The sequence below is a fragment of the Microbulbifer sp. ABM4_008 genome, from assembly GCF_056311705.1.
Genome location: NZ_CM149970.1, coordinates 466,103 through 481,223, shown reverse-complemented (window position 1 = coordinate 481,223; position 15,121 = coordinate 466,103). Strand labels below are relative to the sequence as shown.

Genomic DNA, 15,121 nt, shown 5'->3' with positions numbered 1-15,121 from the left:
GATTTTCCGGCCTTTTTTTCATTTTTTAGAAACTATTTCCCGGCTCTAACCAAGTAATCAACTCGCAATTGTCATATTCCGCAGATTGATTTAGCGTGTACCTAAATAATAAATAGGTGTACAAATCATGAAGCGTCTCCTTCTCTGCGGCATCGCAACTCTTCTCTCATCCGCGACACTGGCAAAAACTACTGTTATCCATGCAGGCACACTCCTCGCCGTTCCCGGTGAGAAACCTTTGCAAGAGCAAAGTGTAATTATCGAGGACGGCAAGATCAGTGCTGTCAGATCCGGTTATGTAAGCCCGGATAACGCTGAAGTCATTGATCTTAAGAATAGTTTCGTAATGCCGGGCTTAATGGATATGCACGTGCATTTACAAGGTGAGCTGGGCCCTAAAAATGATACCGAGGCTCTCAAGATGTCCATGCCGCTGACCCAGATGCGCTCGCAAATGTTTGCCATGCGAACCCTGGAGTCTGGTTTTACCACTCTGCGCGATGCTGGTAACAGTGGTGAAGAAATGTATGCGATGCGCGATGCGATCAATAAAGGTTGGGTAGATGGCCCGCGAATTGTTGCAGCCGGCAGGGTGGGAATAACTGGTGGCCACGCAGATATCAGCGGGGTCAGTCCAGAGCTAATGGAGCTGCATGATGACAAGACCAAAACTGTATGCGACGGCCCCTACGAGTGCCGACGCGCGACCCGCCATGCGATCAAATATGGTGCTGACTTTATCAAGATTACCTCTACCGGTGGTGTGCTCACCGATCGCGCTACCGGAACTGGTCAGCAGATGGAAATGGATGAGTTAAAAGAGGTGGTCCTTGCAGCCAAACGTATGGGCCGCAAGGTGGCCAGCCACGCGCACCAGGAAGAAGGCATTATCGCCGCACTGGAGGCTGGTGTAGACAGTATTGAGCACGGCACCTACGCAGGTCCCCGCGCCCATAAGCTATTTAAAGAAACCGGCGCTTATCTGGTTCCGACACTTCTCGCCGGCGATACCGTGGTACAGCTGGCAAAAAATACCGATGTCTTATCTGAGGCTCAGAAGGAAAAAGCCATTCGTGTTGGCACAGACATGCGCGGCAATTTCCGTAAAGCGGTCAATGCCGGAGTAAAAATTGCTTTCGGTACCGACTCAGGTGTATCCGAGCACGGCATCAATGCCCGCGAGGCGGTACTGATGAGTGAAGCCGGTATGGACAATATGGCCATCCTGCAATCCGCTACCGTTAACGCCGCCGACCTGATCGATATGAGCGATTCACTGGGCACCATTGAGTCCGGTAAGTATGCCGATATTATCGCCACCGATGGCTCGCCACTGGATAATATCGATGAGCTTTTAGATGTGGATTTTGTGATGAAAGGGGGCAAGGTCTTTAAGAATTAAAAGGCTCTGAATAGTTTAAAAGCGAAATTAAAATATTCGAACCCAGTTTTAATTAATTTCTACAAAATAAAAAAGGCCGGATAACTCCGGCCTTTTTTATTGGGGTGCTTAAAGAAAAGTGAAAGTTAGTTTTCCTCTTTTCCTTCTTCATCCTCATTTTCGATCAAGTGACCAAGTTTGCCTTTTTTGGTGGACAAATACTTGGCATTGTGGGGATTACGTCCGGACTGGTGCGGCAGACGCTCAGTCACATTGATGCCCAAGTCCTCCAGCGCTTTTACCTTACGCGGGTTATTGGTCATCAAGCGAATGGCATGAATACCCAGGTGTTCGATCATTGCTTTCAGAATTGAGTAATCCCGCATATCGGCGCCAAAGCCCAACTGCTCATTGGCTTCCACCGTATCCGCACCACAATCCTGCAAGTGGTAAGCGCGAATCTTATTTAACAGACCGATACCGCGGCCCTCCTGGCGGAGATAGAAAATAGCTCCACGCCCCTCCATCGCTATGCGATGCATCGCATGTTGTAGCTGGGCACCACAATCACAGCGCAGGGAGAAAAGTGCATCCCCGGTCAGGCACTCAGAATGAATACGGGCCAACAGAGGCTCTTCGGTATCGAAGTCACCCATGGTGAGCACTACGTGCTCTTTTCCGGTTTCCACTTCCTCGAAACCGTGCATCTCAAACATACCCCAAGAGGTGGGCAGTTTTGAGGATTCCACAAAACGAATGGTCAACTTAATACCTCTTTAAATCAGTGTCGGGCGCGCAGTAGCAGCACACCGCCCTGCTGTTCCATATCAACCCGACTGAGAAAACTATTGCCGAGAAGCACTACGCTGGGAAAATCATCGGAGTGTACAGTCGCATCAACATTGTGAAGCTTGATTCCGCCAATGGTTACACTGTTCAAGCTCACTTTGTAAGCCCTGGTAACTCCATTGGCAGTGGAAACCCGTATTTCTTGTGCAGTATCCAAATTCAAACCGAGACGGCGAGCGGTGGGATAATTGAAGGCAATGCTGGTAGCACCGGTATCCACCATCATCGGCACTCTCATGCCATTAACCCAGGCATCCGTCATGTAATGACCCCGGCTATCAGCGGAAAGCCGTACTTCAGCTTTTGCCGCCTTGGCAAAACTGGTTGCGATAGGAGCCGCCAAGGTCAGCTTTTGCTCCTGCCCGGCAACACTGATCCGCGCATAACGAGTAGTTGCCTCCAGTAGGGTGACGCCCTCTGGGGATTTTTGTCCAGCCTTAAGGATTTTCTGGCGGCCATCAATCTCCAGCATGGCGCTATCGCCAAACAGGCCTTTTAGCTGCACCTGCTGTGCATTGACATTCAGTGCAAATAAAAAGCTAACTATAAATACAAAATAGCTGCGCATTGATCTTCCCTATCCAACCTAGACACCCAGTACCCATGCGGTTAATTGCAGCACCAGTGACGCGTAAACGGCGGCCAGTATATCGTCGAGCATAATTCCAACGCCACCTTGCACCTTGCGATCAGCCCAACCAATGGGCGGGGGCTTGGCAATATCAAATATCCGGAAGAGGACAAAACCGTATAGCGCCCAAGCCCAACCTGCAGGAGCCATAAACATGGTGAGCCAGTAGCCCACCATTTCATCCCAAACAATACCGCCGTGATCGTGAACTCCCATTTTCTTGGCAGCTGCACCACATAAATAGCAACCTACCACACCGGTAACAAACACAATGGCCAGATACCAGAATGGAGGCAAATCCTTCATCAACCACCAAAAAGGAATCGCTGCCAGGGTACCAAACGTACCCGGCGCTTTGGGTGCCAGCCCAGAGCCGAACCCAAATGCCAACAGAAGAGTGGGATCGCGCAACAGCTGGGAAAATGTCGGGTTGTTAATGCTCATGTTATTGAACTCTCACAAAGGCACTATGGTCTACACAGTGACTTAAAAGTGCCTATAGCCTGGCGATTGAGCAACCCAGGGGTTCCCGTGATAGGAGCAGCGTACCTGCGGCCCCCCCTCAACGAGTTTCCCTATGGGTGTGAAACCCAACAGACGAACTTGATCAACAGCGGCTGCCGGTGCAGTAAAACAGAGCTGGTAGTCATCCCCTCCACAGGCCGCCAGCTCTACGGCAGTATCAGCTGCCAATCGATTGGCCAGGGGTGCTATGGGCAGAGATTCCAGGTTTATTTCTGCTGCCACACCGCTCGCTTTGCAGATATGGCCCAGATCCCCCAATAATCCGTCGGAAATATCCAACGCACTGGTAGCAATGCCTGCAATCGCGTTGGCAGTTTCTAATTGCGGCTCGGGAAAATAGAAAACCTGCTCCGCTTCCCGCCGCACTGACTCAGTCACATTACGCTCTGCCAAAACAACGGGCAGGGCTGCTGCGGCAGCGCCCAGTGGGCCGCTCACATAAATATTGTCGCCGACAGAAGCGCCATCCCGCCGGAGGGGCTTTTCGGTATGGCCGATCACCTGAATCGTAATGGACAAGGGGCCTGCGGTGGTGTCACCACCCACAAGGGAAACCCCAAACTTGCCAGCAGTTTCCAGCAGGCCACTGGCGAATTTCTCCAGCCAAACGGCGTCGCTATCGGGTAAGGTCAGGGCAAGGGTAAACCAGAGGGGGCGGGCATTCATTGCCGCCAGATCACTGATATTCACACGCAGTGCACGGCTCGCAACCATGAATGGGTCAGCACCTGCGGGGAAGTGACGACCTGCTACCAGGGTGTCCATAGAAGTGGCCAGCTGCCCGCTGACAGGTGCTTGCAATAGCGCGCAGTCATCGCCAATCCCAAGGGCTACACCTTTGCCCTGGGGAGCGCGGGCGAAGTAATCGCGGATGATCTCAAACTCCCCAGGCGCTTTAGACATAATTGCTGGCTCAGCCCTTCTTGTCTGCGGCTACCTCTGCCGAGCGCAGGTCCGCAGCGGTCTTATCCAAAATGCCATTGATAAACTTGAAGGCATCGGTGGGACCAAATTTTTTCGCCAGTGCCACCGCCTCATTAATGACAACCTTGTAAGGCACATCGATACGGTTTTTCAGCTCGTAAGTGGCCATGCGCAACAACGCGCGGGATACAGGGTCCAGGTCTTCCACTTTGCGATCCAGGTGCGACGTGTAAGCGCCCTCTACCTCATCAAGGTTTTTCGCTACGCCGTGGAAAATATCACGAAAATATTCCACGTCGGTTTTGCTCATATCATTATCGGCGTGAAACTCGGCCTCAATGGAATTAAGGCTGGCGCCGGCCATCTGCCACTGATAGAGCGCCTGCATGGCGTAGTGACGTGCCTTACGGCGGGCGGATGCAGTTACGGTCATTGTCTTTTCCGGTAGATACTTCACAGAATGGGCTGCACCGACACACCTTTTGTGCCGGCGCGCCGGCAATTAAATCTTGCCGAGTAGGGAAACCATTTCCAGGGCGGTTTCGGCGGCTTCACAACCTTTGTTGCCAGCCTTGGTGCCTGAGCGCTCGATAGCCTGCTCAATGGAGTCCACAGTCAGCACGCCAAAGGTGACGGGAATGCCAGTATTCATGGATACCTGAGCCAGGCCTTTGGTGCACTCGCCAGCCACATACTCAAAGTGCGGGGTGCCACCACGGATAACCGCGCCCAGGGCAATAATGGCATCGAACTTTTTAGTCTCAGCCAACTTCTGTGCCGCCAGGGGAAATTCGAATGCGCCCGGGGCGTAGTAGATAGTGATATCTTCATCCTTGATACCCTTGCGGCGCAGGGTGTCCAGTGCACCATCCTTTAGGCTTTCAACCACAAAGCTGTTCCAGCGGCTCACCAACAGTGCGTATTTGCCCGTACTGCCGACAAAGTCCCCTTCGATCACTTGAATATTACTCATAATTTTCAATCCGTATTTCTTGTCCATCGCCGCCGCTATCAGGACAGTAGCGGCGCTTCAGTATTGTTACTCTTTTACTAGGGTTGCGGCGCTTCCACGTTCAGGTATTCCTCTACCTCCAGGTCAAACCCGGAAATAGCACTGAACTTGAACGGTGCGCTCATCAGGCGCATTTTGCGCACCTTGAGATCCCGCAGAATTTGCGAACCGGTACCTACCTGCTTGTACACCAAGTCCTGGCTGGGGCGCTGTTGCTTGCCGCTGATCAGCCAATCAATGCTCTCTTCGATTTCTTCGGTGGTTTCGTTGTGGCAGATCAGTACCACAACACCCTTGCCCTCTTCTTCAATACGCTGCATCGCGCGGCGGAAGGTCCACGGGGTGAATTTTTCATCGCCGCGCTGAATCGTAAGCACATCGCGCAGAGTATTTCCCACATGCACACGAACCAGGGTCGGCTCTTCTGGGGTGGGGTCGCCTTTAACAAAGGCAAAGTGGCGTTCGCGGCGAGCCTTATCGAGATAGGTGCGCAGCTTGAACTCACCGAACTCGGTGCGCACCTTGCGCTCATTAACGCACTCGACGGTTTTCTCATTCAGGGCGCGATAGGTAATCAGATCGGCGATAGTGCCGATTTTCAGGTTGTGCTCTTTCGCGAACTTTTCCAGGTCCGGGCGGCGGGACATGGTGCCGTCTTCATTCATGATCTCAACAATCACCGCAGCCGCCTCAAAACCCGCCAGGCGGGCCAGGTCGCAACCGGCTTCGGTGTGGCCTGCGCGGCTTAATACACCGCCGGGCTGGGCCATAATGGGGAAGATATGGCCGGGCTGTACAATATCGCTGGGCTTGGCATTTCTGGCCACAGCGGCGCGAACCGTGCGCGCGCGATCGGCGGCGGAAATACCGGTGGTGACACCCTCTGCCGCCTCAATGGATACGGTGAAGTTGGTGCTGAACTGGGCTCCGTTGTCCCGCGACATCAGCGGCAGGTCCAACTGCTCACAGCGCTCTTTGGACATGGGCATACAAATCAGGCCACGGGCATGAGTGGCCATAAAGTTGATGTCTTCAGCGCGAATCTGCTCCGCAGCCATCACCAGGTCGCCCTCGTTCTCGCGATCTTCATCATCCATCAGGATTACCATTTTGCCCTGGCGGATATCGTCGATCAGTTCTTCAACCGTATTTAGTTCCATGGTTAACTCTGGATAAATTTATCAATTGCAAATAGAGCGGCTATCGCTGCTGTTTTCGCCGTGGTGCACGGCCCATCTTTAGCGCTTGTAAAACCCGTTCTGGGCCAAAAATTCGAGGGTCATACCCCCACCACTAGGCTTGGCTGCCTCATCACCGAGGAGTAGCCGCTCCAAGTAGCGCGCAATCAGGTCCACTTCCAGGTTGACCCGAGTACCGGCGGTATAGCCGGCCATAATCGTTTCCTGCAACGTGTGTGGCACTATGGTGAGTTCAAACTCAGCCCCATCCACGGCATTGACCGTGAGGCTGGTGCCGTCGACGGTGATAGACCCTTTATGGGCAATATAGCGAGCCAGGTTTTCCGGTGCGCGCAGGCGGAATCGCTCGGCGCGAGCCTCGGACTTGCGCCATACCACCTCGCCAATACCATCCACATGGCCGCTGACAATGTGTCCACCCAGGCGGGTCTGGGGTGTTAGTGCTTTTTCCAGATTGACCCGGTCGCCTTTTTTCCAGCGGCCCACCGTTGTCACATCCAGGGTTTCCGCAGAGACATCCGCCCAGTAACCATCACCGGGCAGGTCAACAACCGTGAGACAAACACCATTGGTGGCAATACTGTCCCCCAGTTGCACATCACCCAGATCCAGCTTACCGCTGCGCACACGCACACGCAGGTTGCCGCCCTGGGGTTTTAACTCTGCAATCTCGCCTAAGGCTTCAATAATTCCGGTAAACATCAGCGCTCGATATCGGTTGTTGCAGTAATGCGCCAGTCGTGACCAACTGCGCGCATATCGGTAATCGTAATCGGCAGCATCGAGCCCATACGCTCGATAGGCAGTTCAAACAGCGGTCGCCCGGTGCTACCCAGCAGTTTTGGCGCCATATAAACAATTATTTCGTCGACATGGCCCCGGTAGAGGAATTCACCAGAGAGGGTCGCACCGCTCTCTACCAAAACTTCATTGCACTGGCGTCGCGCCAACTCCTTGAGCAGGGCGAGCAGGTCTACGCGGCCCTCTTTGTCGTGGGGTAAAACCACGACTTCCGCACCCGTTTTCTCAATACGCTCGCGGCGCTCGGCCTCCGCGCGCTCTGTCGTGCACACCAATGTGGGGGCATCCCCCTGCAAAATAAAGGCTCTCGCTGGGGTACGCAGCTGGCTGTCAACAATTACTCGCAGCGGCTGCACTTCGGCGGCTCGCTCTGCGGCCAGCATTTCCAGTGCCATTTCATCGGCGCGCACATTGAGATTGGGATTGTCGAAGCGCACCGTCTCAACCCCGGTAATCACTGCACAACTGCGAGCGCGCAGGCGCTGTACATCGGCGCGAGCCGCAGGGCCCGATACCCACTTTGACTCCCCACTGGCCATAGCGGTGCGCCCATCCAGGCTCATGGCGGATTTGCTTCGCACCAGGGGCAGTCCCAGGGTCATACGCTTGATAAAGCCAGGGTTTAGAGCGCGACACCTCTCTTCCAGGATGGGACCTTCCACTTCAATCCCAGCATCGCGCAATATTTGCAATCCGGCACCGCTGACATTCGGATTCGGGTCCTGCATCCCGTAAATAACCCGGACCACGCCGGCCTTTACCAGCGCCTCGGCACAGGGACCTGTGCGGCCGGTATGGCTGCAGGGCTCAAGAGTGACATAAACCGTAGCCCCCTGAGCCAGGTCGCCGGCATCACTCAGGGCTTCGATCTCAGCGTGGGGTTCGCCGGCCCGCTTGTGCCAGCCTTCGCCGACAATATTGCCATCCCCGTCAGTAATCACACAGCCCACTCGCGGATTCGGCATAGTGGTGTAGAGACCGCGCTCTGCTAACTGAATAGCGCGGGCCATCAGTGCTTCCGCACTGTGTACAACCGTTTGACTCATTCTGTCTTCGATCCCTTACTGGTCAGGCGTTCAATCTCTTCTCTAAACTCGCTGACATCCTCAAAGCGGCGATAGACAGAAGCAAAGCGCACATAGGCCACCTGGTCCAGCTCACGCAGTTGCTCCATCACCAATTCACCAATAGCACGCGCCGGCAACTCCCGTTCTCCGGTCGCCTGCAGGGCGTGTTTTATTTGAGATACCGCCGACTCCACCCGCTCAATACTCACCGGGCGCTTTTCCACAGCGCGCTGAATACCCGCGCGCAACTTGTCTTCATTAAACGGCTCGCGCTGGCCGTTTTGCTTGATCACTCGCGGCAGCAGCAGCTCCGCAGTTTCAAATGTGGTAAACCTCTCGTGGCACTCCAGGCACTCGCGCCGGCGGCGTACTTGGTCGCCCTCAGCCACCAATCGGGAATCGACTACTTTTGTTTCTTCTGCGCTGCAGAACGGACAGTGCATGTGGGATTATCCCCGGAATGGAAAATGGGCCGCAGTTTACCACAGCCGTTGCACTGTGTGACCGCGGCACGCACAGCCACAGTGCATCGCAAGTTCAACAGGGACACATAAAAAAAGCGGCTCTATGAGCCGCTTTTTTGTCAGCAGTGCTGATCAGCCTTTTTTATACACAGGAAACGCTGCGCAAATACCCAGAACCTTCTGCTTCACATCGGCGATAGTGGCTTCAACATCACCTTTCTCCAGTGCGTCCAGCACGTCGCAGATCCAGTGAGTGAGCTGTTGGGTTTCCTTTACACCAAAGCCGCGAGTGGTAATTGCCGGGGTACCAACACGCAGGCCGCTGGTAATGAAAGGAGAGCGCGGGTCGTTAGGTACCGCGTTCTTATTAACGGTGATGTTGGCATTACCCAGGGCTTCATCCGCATCTTTACCGGTGTACTCTTTACCAATCAGGTCAACCAGCATCAGGTGATCATCGGTCCCACCGGATACAATGTTGATACCGCGATCGAGGAAGGTCTCCGCCATTGCGCGGGCATTTTCCACAACCTTCTTCTGGTAGGCCTTGTATTCGGGGGTCATGGCCTCTTTGAAAGAAACCGCTTTCGCCGCGATCACATGCATCAGCGGGCCACCCTGGCCACCGGGGAATACGGCGGAGTTGAGCTTCTTCTCAATTTCTTCGTTGGCGCGCGCCAGGATGATACCGCCGCGGGGGCCGCGCAGGGTTTTGTGAGTAGTAGAAGTCACAACATCGGCGTGGGAGATTGGGGAGGGATACTCACCAGCGGCAACCAGACCTGCAATGTGAGCCATATCCACAAACAGGTAAGCACCCACTTTGTCAGCGATCTCGCGGAAACGCGCCCAATCCATCACTCGGCTATAGGCAGAGAAACCAGCCACGATCATCTTCGGCTTGTGCTCAAGCGCCAGGCGCTCAACTTCCTCGTAATCCACTTCGCCAGTTTCCGGGTTCAGACCGTACTGCACTGCATTGTAGATCTTGCCGGAAAAGTTAACGCGGGCACCGTGGGTAAGGTGGCCACCGTGGGCCAGACTCATGCCCAGTACAGTGTCACCTGGGGCGCAGAGCGCCTGGTAAACAGCCGCATTAGCCTGTGATCCTGAGTGCGGCTGCACATTGGCGTAGTCAGCACCAAACAGCTCCTTGGCGCGCTCAATGGCCAGGGTTTCCACTTTGTCCACGTACTCACAACCGCCGTAATAACGCTTGCCTGGATAGCCCTCGGCATACTTGTTAGTCAGGCTGCTGCCCTGAGCTTCCATTACCATTGGGCTGGTGTAGTTCTCAGAGGCGATTAACTCGATATGGTCTTCCTGACGAGAGTCTTCCTCCTGGATGGCTTCCCAAATTTCCGGGTCGTAAGAAGCTAAAGTGACAGATGAATCAAACATGGTGTTCCCTCGGTAAAGCGGGCTTGAGTAGAGGCTTGTAAAACTCGATACCACAGCGCCCAGACTTATGAGTAGGACCAAAGGCTCCCAGCGTGGGATGGCCCTACTGCTCAATGCATTCTGGGCATTTTAGAAAGGCGCGCATTGTACACCAAGGGCAGCATGAATGCGCAAATGCAGAGACGTGGCGGGACCAACCCGTCCACCTTGAAAAGACGGTCAGAATTTGTACACCACAGAGCCAGACCAGTAATTCACGTCGGACTCAATGATGGTGTAATCCAGTTCCAGGGTCGCCTCGTCGGTCAGTTTGAAACCAGCCCCGAGCCCGGCAGATGCCCCGTTATCCGAGTACTCTTTCTCCCAATTATCTATCTCCAACTCCTCATGGAGGTAGCCGATACGACCTTTCAGATAAATGTTGCCCGGGCTGCGGTAGGTGGCATAAACAGCTTGTGTTGCCAGGGAGTAGTTGTAATCGTACCAGTAGTAGTCGAACTCACCATCAATGACAGAGTCGGTGACTTCTGCCTCGAATCCCCAGCCAGAACCCCAGGTATAACCGGCTCGAATCCCCCCATTTAAAGGACTCTCCCCCTGGCATCAACATCCAAAACACCGAAAACGCCACCGATATACGCACCCTGCCCATAAGCGGTAGCGGAACACAACAGAGCGGTAACTGCAGCCATTGCCTTGAGATTAAAGCCCACCATCTTCCCCTTAAATCTCGAAGTCTGATCAAAGGGCAGGGATTATAGGGACATGATCAATTGGCACAATTGTTCACTTAGACAAGTCAGAATGTAACCTAGGAGCTTCTAAAAAGAGATGTCTCCATTAGTTAAATTTAGGAAAGGGACAATTAAAATCTCAGGCTAAACCCGCCTGACCAATAACTGACATCCTTCTCTAATACGGTGTACTCAAGCTCCAGGTGATAAATTTCATTCAGGCTATAACCAATTCCAGCCCCTAAGCTGACACCCAAGTCATCACTACTTTCGCTGCCAACAGAAACGTCTTCATAGAGAAGGCCCAGGCGTCCTTTCAGGTACCAGTCCCCCTCTGTTCTGTAAGTCGCATAAGTAGCAAGAGTACGTATGTCTACATCCACATTCCGACCATAAGCCTCAGTCTCACCACTTAATAGTGAACTGGTATATTCACCTTCCACCCCAAAACCCGAGGCCCGCACATAACCTGCTCGCAGTCCCAAATTCAGTGGATTATCGACCCCCTTGAAATCAAAATCAGCTATTCCGGCCACACCCCCCCAGTAGACGCCCTCGGCAATTGCGCCCGCTGAAACAACGAGTGCCAGCACACCTATACCAGCCTTAACTATTTTCATTAACACTCCCATCCTGTTGCATTAACTTTGTCGTGACACACAAATAGGGCGCTGCGGAATAATTCGATGACAACCTACGACTTCAACACCAATAAATTTATTGAACAACGGGAAACATCGCAGCATGCTTAAATGTGCAACAACACGTCATTAGAAATTATTAAAATATGAAGGATCAAACACACCCTTATCTAGGTCCGACAGAAGAGCGTACTTGTGGAAAAAACTGAAGAAAGGGCTACTCGAAAATAGGTTTAATTTATCTTGTGGTCAAATACAACGAGGTACAGATAAGAGTTGAACCAAGGAATTCAGCGGCATGGTCAGCCTCATACCTATTGATAACCCCAGTCCTCCCCTGAGTAGGTAGCGGTAAATTCCACCTTGAGTCCCACTAAGTCCCCCTCACTTGATCCAAATCAACTTTGGATTGGTACATATGGCAACAATAGACCCATCGACAAATCGCGGAGGTCTGGGATGAATGCCATCTACCGACAACTGTGCTGTGACCATAAACATATGCAAGAGTTGCTCAACGCCTTTGAGCAATTACTCCTGGATCTTTTTGGCTGCGGCGACCGCGATCCAAACACCTTGTCACTGATCCTTGATGCTTTGGATTATTTATCGGCGTACCCGGATAGATATCACCACCCAGTTGAGGACTTAATATTTTCCCGGCTGTTGACTAAGCCAGTACATGACAGGGAATCAATTTACGAAGCGCAAATGCAGCATGAAAATATAGCCGCAGCGACAAAACACATGTGCGCTTTATTTTATGCTATTGCCAATGATGCGACCGTTGAACGGAGAGTGCTGCAAGGAGCTTGCAACACCTACCTGAAGCTGCAACGCAAGCATATGGACTTGGAAAATAAATCTATTTTCCCACAGATCGAACAGTACCTGGGGACTACCGACTGGATTTATATTCAGAAACAGGTCAGTGAATTAAGCTGCAGATATTTCGACAGGGCAACCAGAAAAATTTACGAGTCCCTGCACGAAGATCTGACACAACATCAAATGCCCGCGCAGGCATTAGCTTAGGTCACCAAAACAGCAGGGAGGAAATGTTAATGCAGTTTAAACGCCACGGCATATCCATTGGTATGGAACGCATAAATGATGAGTTTTTCCTTTACATAAAGGCAATTGGTGAGTTAACCCATGAGGATTATGAGCATATAACACCACTATTAGAATATGCTCTGGAAGGGGTAAAAAAACCTCAGGTTCAATTGCTGATTGATCTTCGGGATTTCGAGGGCTGGGGGATGCACGCGATCTGGGATGAGTTCAAGCTGGCCTTAAAGCACGGCAATGAATTCTCGCATGTCGCTGTACTTGGGGATGAGGAGTGGCAGCAAATAGCCACAAAAGTCGGGAGCTGGTTTGTTAGCGGTGAAGTCCGCTATTTCAAACAGCAACAAGAGGCCATGGATTGGCTACAGGAAACAAGGAAGACGGGTATTGGTCACAAGGAATCTGAAAAGGAATTAGCTTTCTCCACACACTCCTGATAAGTAGTGGATTAAGGGGGCGTTTACGCCCCCCTTTTTTTACCCGTAAATTACTCAGTTACTTATTTCTAAGTATTCACCTTCCTCTTTTTACTGTCCCAGGAAGGCGTTCCCAATATAAGATTACCTACGCTCAACTCGTTGCGGCAAAAAGAACAGTAAATATTCTCATAGTGTAAGTTGTTCCGATGCAGAATATTGAGCACATCAGCCAGGGTTGGACTCTTTTGATTGTGCCTATTTCGAATCGTCAAGAAGTTAGCTTCCATCTTTGTGGTGTACAAAGAAGCACCAACTTTTGCGTCATACAGAGACTTTTGAAAGGGATCATTTAAGTCATATTGCTGCAGTCTTGCCTGATTCCGAATAGCTTTCACATTGTGATTATGGGCTTCATCCACAACATTCTGAATCTGAGCGTAACTCTCACCATCATTAATAAATCGACGCGATAGGCGACCAAAAATCTGTCCGGCTGTACTGCCGTGGTACCCCTGAAATTTTTTTAACATATAGTTACGGCATATCTTACCCTTGCCAATATGCTCATGAACTTTTGCTTTCCCATCTACAACATCTTGTAGGCCAGGATCTTCCAACGTGTAACCGTGAGGTGCAAAGAAAAGCAGGTTGTCGCCACCGTGACCTTTATTATAAAAAACCTGCTTGGTTGCGGCACCGTGGGCAGAAATCACCAGGGACGGCGCATCCCCAACATTGGTACCTTCCGGTGCAAAAATTTTGACTAAATCCAATTCACGAACAGGCATATGACACCTATCTAACGTCGAGTACAGAAATAAGAGGGTCACCCCTCCAAACAAAACAACCGTACTAACAACCTACTATGACCAATCATCCATACTCAAGTTTTATTGCATGATTTTTGACATTAGTCACGAAGAGGAAAATTTTTTGGACTAAGTATTAGTCAAATGAGTGAGGTATGAAATAAATATGACAAAAATAAGGAGGAATTGAGGAAAAAAGTTTAGGCTCGGCAAGCTCAAAGAAGTGAGCCGTAACAAATTGGTAGATGGTGACCCATAATAAAAATGCATTCACATTTCTAGCTTAACGGACACCATCTTTTCTCTACTTAAGAATTGAATACGAAGTTAAAAGACACCGTTTAGGTGGTTGGTCGCTGCATTTTGCTGTCCCAGGATGGAGTTCCAATAAGGATATTGCTAAAACTCACTTCGCTTCGACAAAAAGAACAATAGATATTTTCATAGTGAAGATTATTTCTATGCAGAATGTTTAGAACATCCACTAAGGTGGGGTTATCCATTTTTACTCTATTGCGAATAGTCAATAAGTCCGCCGACATTACCGGCTTAACCCCTTTCTTAATATAAGGTTGATGCATGGGATTATTGGGATCCAGATTTCGCACCATCTCATTGTGCTCATGGGCATTATCTACAGCCTTTTGCACATCGGCATAGCTCTCACCTTTAATAAAATGGCGAGTAACGCGGCCTAGAATCTGACCGGTTGTTGACCCGTGATACCCCTGAAATTTGCTCAGGGTATAGTTATGACAAACCTTTCCCTTACCAACCCACTCATGATATTTGGCATTGCCACTCAAGACGCTACCAATACCCGGATCATTTAGAGAGTAACCATGGGGAGAAAAGAAAAAGAGGTTATCCCCTCCGTGTCCTTTGGGATAAAAAATTTGCTTGGTTGTTGCACCGTGAGCAGAAATTACCAGGTTGGGAGCATCTCCCACTTGTGTTCCTTCCGCTGCAAAAATCTTAACTAGATCAAATTCTCTGACAGGCATACTTCCCTTCCTCTCACTTCTTATTTTTTTGAGGCTTACTGACTAGCGCTCTGTGACAAAGGCTACTATGGCTTATTGGATATTTGCTAGAGGTGTGAAATACAAAAAATACCAGGCAAGAGAGCTACAAATATCCAGGCTATACAGCCAAACCCTCTTAAACAAAGGAGAAAAGAAAACACTTCCAAA

General features: G+C 51.2%; 19 protein-coding genes. 3 read left to right on the top strand and 16 right to left on the bottom strand.

The window, feature by feature from the left end; genetic code table 11:
• Nucleotides 1-127: 127 nt before the first annotated feature.
• Nucleotides 128-1,402: an amidohydrolase family protein gene (locus ACYX4J_RS02085; RefSeq protein WP_476177762.1), complete on the top strand. Its 1,275-nt coding sequence runs from the start codon at nt 128-130 to the stop codon at nt 1,400-1,402.
• 125 nt (nt 1,403-1,527) lie between these two features.
• Here the strand turns inward: ACYX4J_RS02085 and ribA are convergent, their stop codons facing one another.
• From ribA to ACYX4J_RS02015, 14 genes are all read right to left on the bottom strand, one after another.
• On the bottom strand, nt 1,528-2,145 hold the full coding sequence (ribA, locus tag ACYX4J_RS02080) for a GTP cyclohydrolase II (protein WP_108734569.1): 618 nt from the start codon (nt 2,143-2,145) through the stop codon (nt 1,528-1,530).
• A gap of 17 nt (nt 2,146-2,162) precedes the next feature.
• Nucleotides 2,163-2,798, bottom strand: a complete 636-nt coding sequence (locus ACYX4J_RS02075; RefSeq protein WP_444915485.1) for a retropepsin-like aspartic protease family protein — start codon at nt 2,796-2,798, stop codon at nt 2,163-2,165.
• 18 nt (nt 2,799-2,816) lie between these two features.
• The gene (locus tag ACYX4J_RS02070) at nt 2,817-3,305 is read right to left on the bottom strand and encodes a phosphatidylglycerophosphatase A family protein (RefSeq protein WP_413663383.1); all 489 of its coding nucleotides are present in this window, start codon (nt 3,303-3,305) and stop codon (nt 2,817-2,819) included.
• 42 nt (nt 3,306-3,347) lie between these two features.
• Nucleotides 3,348-4,289, bottom strand: a complete 942-nt coding sequence (gene thiL / locus ACYX4J_RS02065; RefSeq protein WP_444934220.1) for a thiamine-phosphate kinase — start codon at nt 4,287-4,289, stop codon at nt 3,348-3,350.
• A 10-nt stretch (nt 4,290-4,299) separates the two neighbouring features.
• Nucleotides 4,300-4,743 (bottom strand): transcription antitermination factor NusB, encoded by a 444-nt coding sequence (gene nusB / locus ACYX4J_RS02060; RefSeq protein ID WP_282931196.1) that lies wholly within the window; start codon nt 4,741-4,743, stop codon nt 4,300-4,302.
• 69 nt (nt 4,744-4,812) lie between these two features.
• Nucleotides 4,813-5,283, bottom strand: a complete 471-nt coding sequence (ribH, locus tag ACYX4J_RS02055) for a 6,7-dimethyl-8-ribityllumazine synthase (protein ID WP_108735355.1) — start codon at nt 5,281-5,283, stop codon at nt 4,813-4,815.
• A gap of 77 nt (nt 5,284-5,360) precedes the next feature.
• Entirely contained in the window at nt 5,361-6,482 is a 1,122-nt protein-coding gene (gene ribBA / locus ACYX4J_RS02050; RefSeq protein ID WP_413663385.1) for a bifunctional 3,4-dihydroxy-2-butanone-4-phosphate synthase/GTP cyclohydrolase II, read from the bottom strand.
• Nucleotides 6,483-6,560: 78 nt separating this feature from the next.
• A complete protein-coding gene (locus ACYX4J_RS02045; protein WP_476177761.1) occupies nt 6,561-7,223 on the bottom strand; it encodes a riboflavin synthase in 663 nt (220 codons plus the stop codon).
• Nucleotides 7,223-8,368: a bifunctional diaminohydroxyphosphoribosylaminopyrimidine deaminase/5-amino-6-(5-phosphoribosylamino)uracil reductase RibD gene (ribD, locus tag ACYX4J_RS02040; RefSeq protein WP_476177760.1), complete on the bottom strand. Its 1,146-nt coding sequence runs from the start codon at nt 8,366-8,368 to the stop codon at nt 7,223-7,225. The genes ACYX4J_RS02045 and ribD overlap by 1 nt, the downstream gene beginning before the upstream one ends.
• Entirely contained in the window at nt 8,365-8,832 is a 468-nt protein-coding gene (nrdR, locus tag ACYX4J_RS02035) for a transcriptional regulator NrdR (protein WP_108734577.1), read from the bottom strand. Before nrdR ends, ribD begins: the two co-directional genes overlap by 4 nt.
• Nucleotides 8,833-8,985: 153 nt before the next feature.
• Nucleotides 8,986-10,254: a serine hydroxymethyltransferase gene (glyA, locus tag ACYX4J_RS02030; RefSeq protein ID WP_476177759.1), complete on the bottom strand. Its 1,269-nt coding sequence runs from the start codon at nt 10,252-10,254 to the stop codon at nt 8,986-8,988.
• A 219-nt stretch (nt 10,255-10,473) separates the two neighbouring features.
• On the bottom strand, nt 10,474-10,827 hold the full coding sequence (locus ACYX4J_RS02025) for an outer membrane beta-barrel protein (RefSeq protein WP_282934635.1): 354 nt from the start codon (nt 10,825-10,827) through the stop codon (nt 10,474-10,476).
• Nucleotides 10,828-10,835: 8 nt separating this feature from the next.
• Entirely contained in the window at nt 10,836-10,970 is a 135-nt protein-coding gene (locus tag ACYX4J_RS02020; RefSeq protein ID WP_476177758.1) for a hypothetical protein, read from the bottom strand.
• A gap of 149 nt (nt 10,971-11,119) precedes the next feature.
• Nucleotides 11,120-11,608 carry an outer membrane beta-barrel protein gene (locus tag ACYX4J_RS02015; RefSeq protein ID WP_444907217.1) on the bottom strand — a complete coding sequence of 163 codons (489 nt, stop codon included), beginning with the start codon at nt 11,606-11,608 and terminating at the stop codon, nt 11,120-11,122.
• Between the two features lie 480 nt (nt 11,609-12,088).
• Here ACYX4J_RS02015 and ACYX4J_RS02010 point away from each other — a divergent pair, with 480 nt between their 5' ends.
• Together ACYX4J_RS02010 and ACYX4J_RS02005 are read left to right on the top strand one after the other, a co-directional pair.
• The gene (locus ACYX4J_RS02010; protein WP_444896049.1) at nt 12,089-12,664 is read left to right on the top strand and encodes a hemerythrin domain-containing protein; all 576 of its coding nucleotides are present in this window, start codon (nt 12,089-12,091) and stop codon (nt 12,662-12,664) included.
• Between the two features lie 29 nt (nt 12,665-12,693).
• Entirely contained in the window at nt 12,694-13,137 is a 444-nt protein-coding gene (locus ACYX4J_RS02005; RefSeq protein ID WP_282931190.1) for a SpoIIAA family protein, read from the top strand.
• Nucleotides 13,138-13,205: 68 nt separating this feature from the next.
• Here the strand turns inward: ACYX4J_RS02005 and ACYX4J_RS02000 are convergent, their stop codons facing one another.
• Both ACYX4J_RS02000 and ACYX4J_RS01995 read right to left on the bottom strand, forming a co-directional pair.
• The gene (locus ACYX4J_RS02000) at nt 13,206-13,907 is read right to left on the bottom strand and encodes a putative adhesin (protein ID WP_444896048.1); all 702 of its coding nucleotides are present in this window, start codon (nt 13,905-13,907) and stop codon (nt 13,206-13,208) included.
• A 362-nt stretch (nt 13,908-14,269) separates the two neighbouring features.
• Complete coding sequence (locus tag ACYX4J_RS01995; RefSeq protein ID WP_444896047.1) at nt 14,270-14,932, bottom strand: putative adhesin; 663 nt, start codon at nt 14,930-14,932, stop codon at nt 14,270-14,272.
• Between the last annotated feature and the right edge of the window lie 189 nt (nt 14,933-15,121).

What these genes read in the sequence shown, in the direction of transcription:
- thiL (WP_444934220.1), bottom strand. Translation starts at nt 4,289, where the DNA reads ATGTCTAAAGCGCCTGGGGAGTTTGAGATCATCCGCGATTACTTCGCC.
- ACYX4J_RS02005 (WP_282931190.1), top strand. Translation starts at nt 12,694, where the DNA reads ATGCAGTTTAAACGCCACGGCATATCCATTGGTATGGAACGCATAAAT.
- ACYX4J_RS02020 (WP_476177758.1), bottom strand. Translation starts at nt 10,970, where the DNA reads ATGGTGGGCTTTAATCTCAAGGCAATGGCTGCAGTTACCGCTCTGTTG.
- ACYX4J_RS02085 (WP_476177762.1), top strand. Translation starts at nt 128, where the DNA reads ATGAAGCGTCTCCTTCTCTGCGGCATCGCAACTCTTCTCTCATCCGCG.
- ribD (WP_476177760.1), bottom strand. Translation starts at nt 8,368, where the DNA reads ATGAGTCAAACGGTTGTACACAGTGCGGAAGCACTGATGGCCCGCGCT.
- ACYX4J_RS02000 (WP_444896048.1), bottom strand. Translation starts at nt 13,907, where the DNA reads ATGCCTGTTCGTGAATTGGATTTAGTCAAAATTTTTGCACCGGAAGGT.
- ACYX4J_RS02070 (WP_413663383.1), bottom strand. Translation starts at nt 3,305, where the DNA reads ATGAGCATTAACAACCCGACATTTTCCCAGCTGTTGCGCGATCCCACT.
- nusB (WP_282931196.1), bottom strand. Translation starts at nt 4,743, where the DNA reads ATGACCGTAACTGCATCCGCCCGCCGTAAGGCACGTCACTACGCCATG.
- ACYX4J_RS01995 (WP_444896047.1), bottom strand. Translation starts at nt 14,932, where the DNA reads ATGCCTGTCAGAGAATTTGATCTAGTTAAGATTTTTGCAGCGGAAGGA.
- nrdR (WP_108734577.1), bottom strand. Translation starts at nt 8,832, where the DNA reads ATGCACTGTCCGTTCTGCAGCGCAGAAGAAACAAAAGTAGTCGATTCC.
- ribBA (WP_413663385.1), bottom strand. Translation starts at nt 6,482, where the DNA reads ATGGAACTAAATACGGTTGAAGAACTGATCGACGATATCCGCCAGGGC.
- ACYX4J_RS02015 (WP_444907217.1), bottom strand. Translation starts at nt 11,608, where the DNA reads ATGAAAATAGTTAAGGCTGGTATAGGTGTGCTGGCACTCGTTGTTTCA.
- ribH (WP_108735355.1), bottom strand. Translation starts at nt 5,283, where the DNA reads ATGAGTAATATTCAAGTGATCGAAGGGGACTTTGTCGGCAGTACGGGC.
- ACYX4J_RS02010 (WP_444896049.1), top strand. Translation starts at nt 12,089, where the DNA reads ATGAATGCCATCTACCGACAACTGTGCTGTGACCATAAACATATGCAA.
- ACYX4J_RS02045 (WP_476177761.1), bottom strand. Translation starts at nt 7,223, where the DNA reads ATGTTTACCGGAATTATTGAAGCCTTAGGCGAGATTGCAGAGTTAAAA.
- ACYX4J_RS02075 (WP_444915485.1), bottom strand. Translation starts at nt 2,798, where the DNA reads ATGCGCAGCTATTTTGTATTTATAGTTAGCTTTTTATTTGCACTGAAT.
- glyA (WP_476177759.1), bottom strand. Translation starts at nt 10,254, where the DNA reads ATGTTTGATTCATCTGTCACTTTAGCTTCTTACGACCCGGAAATTTGG.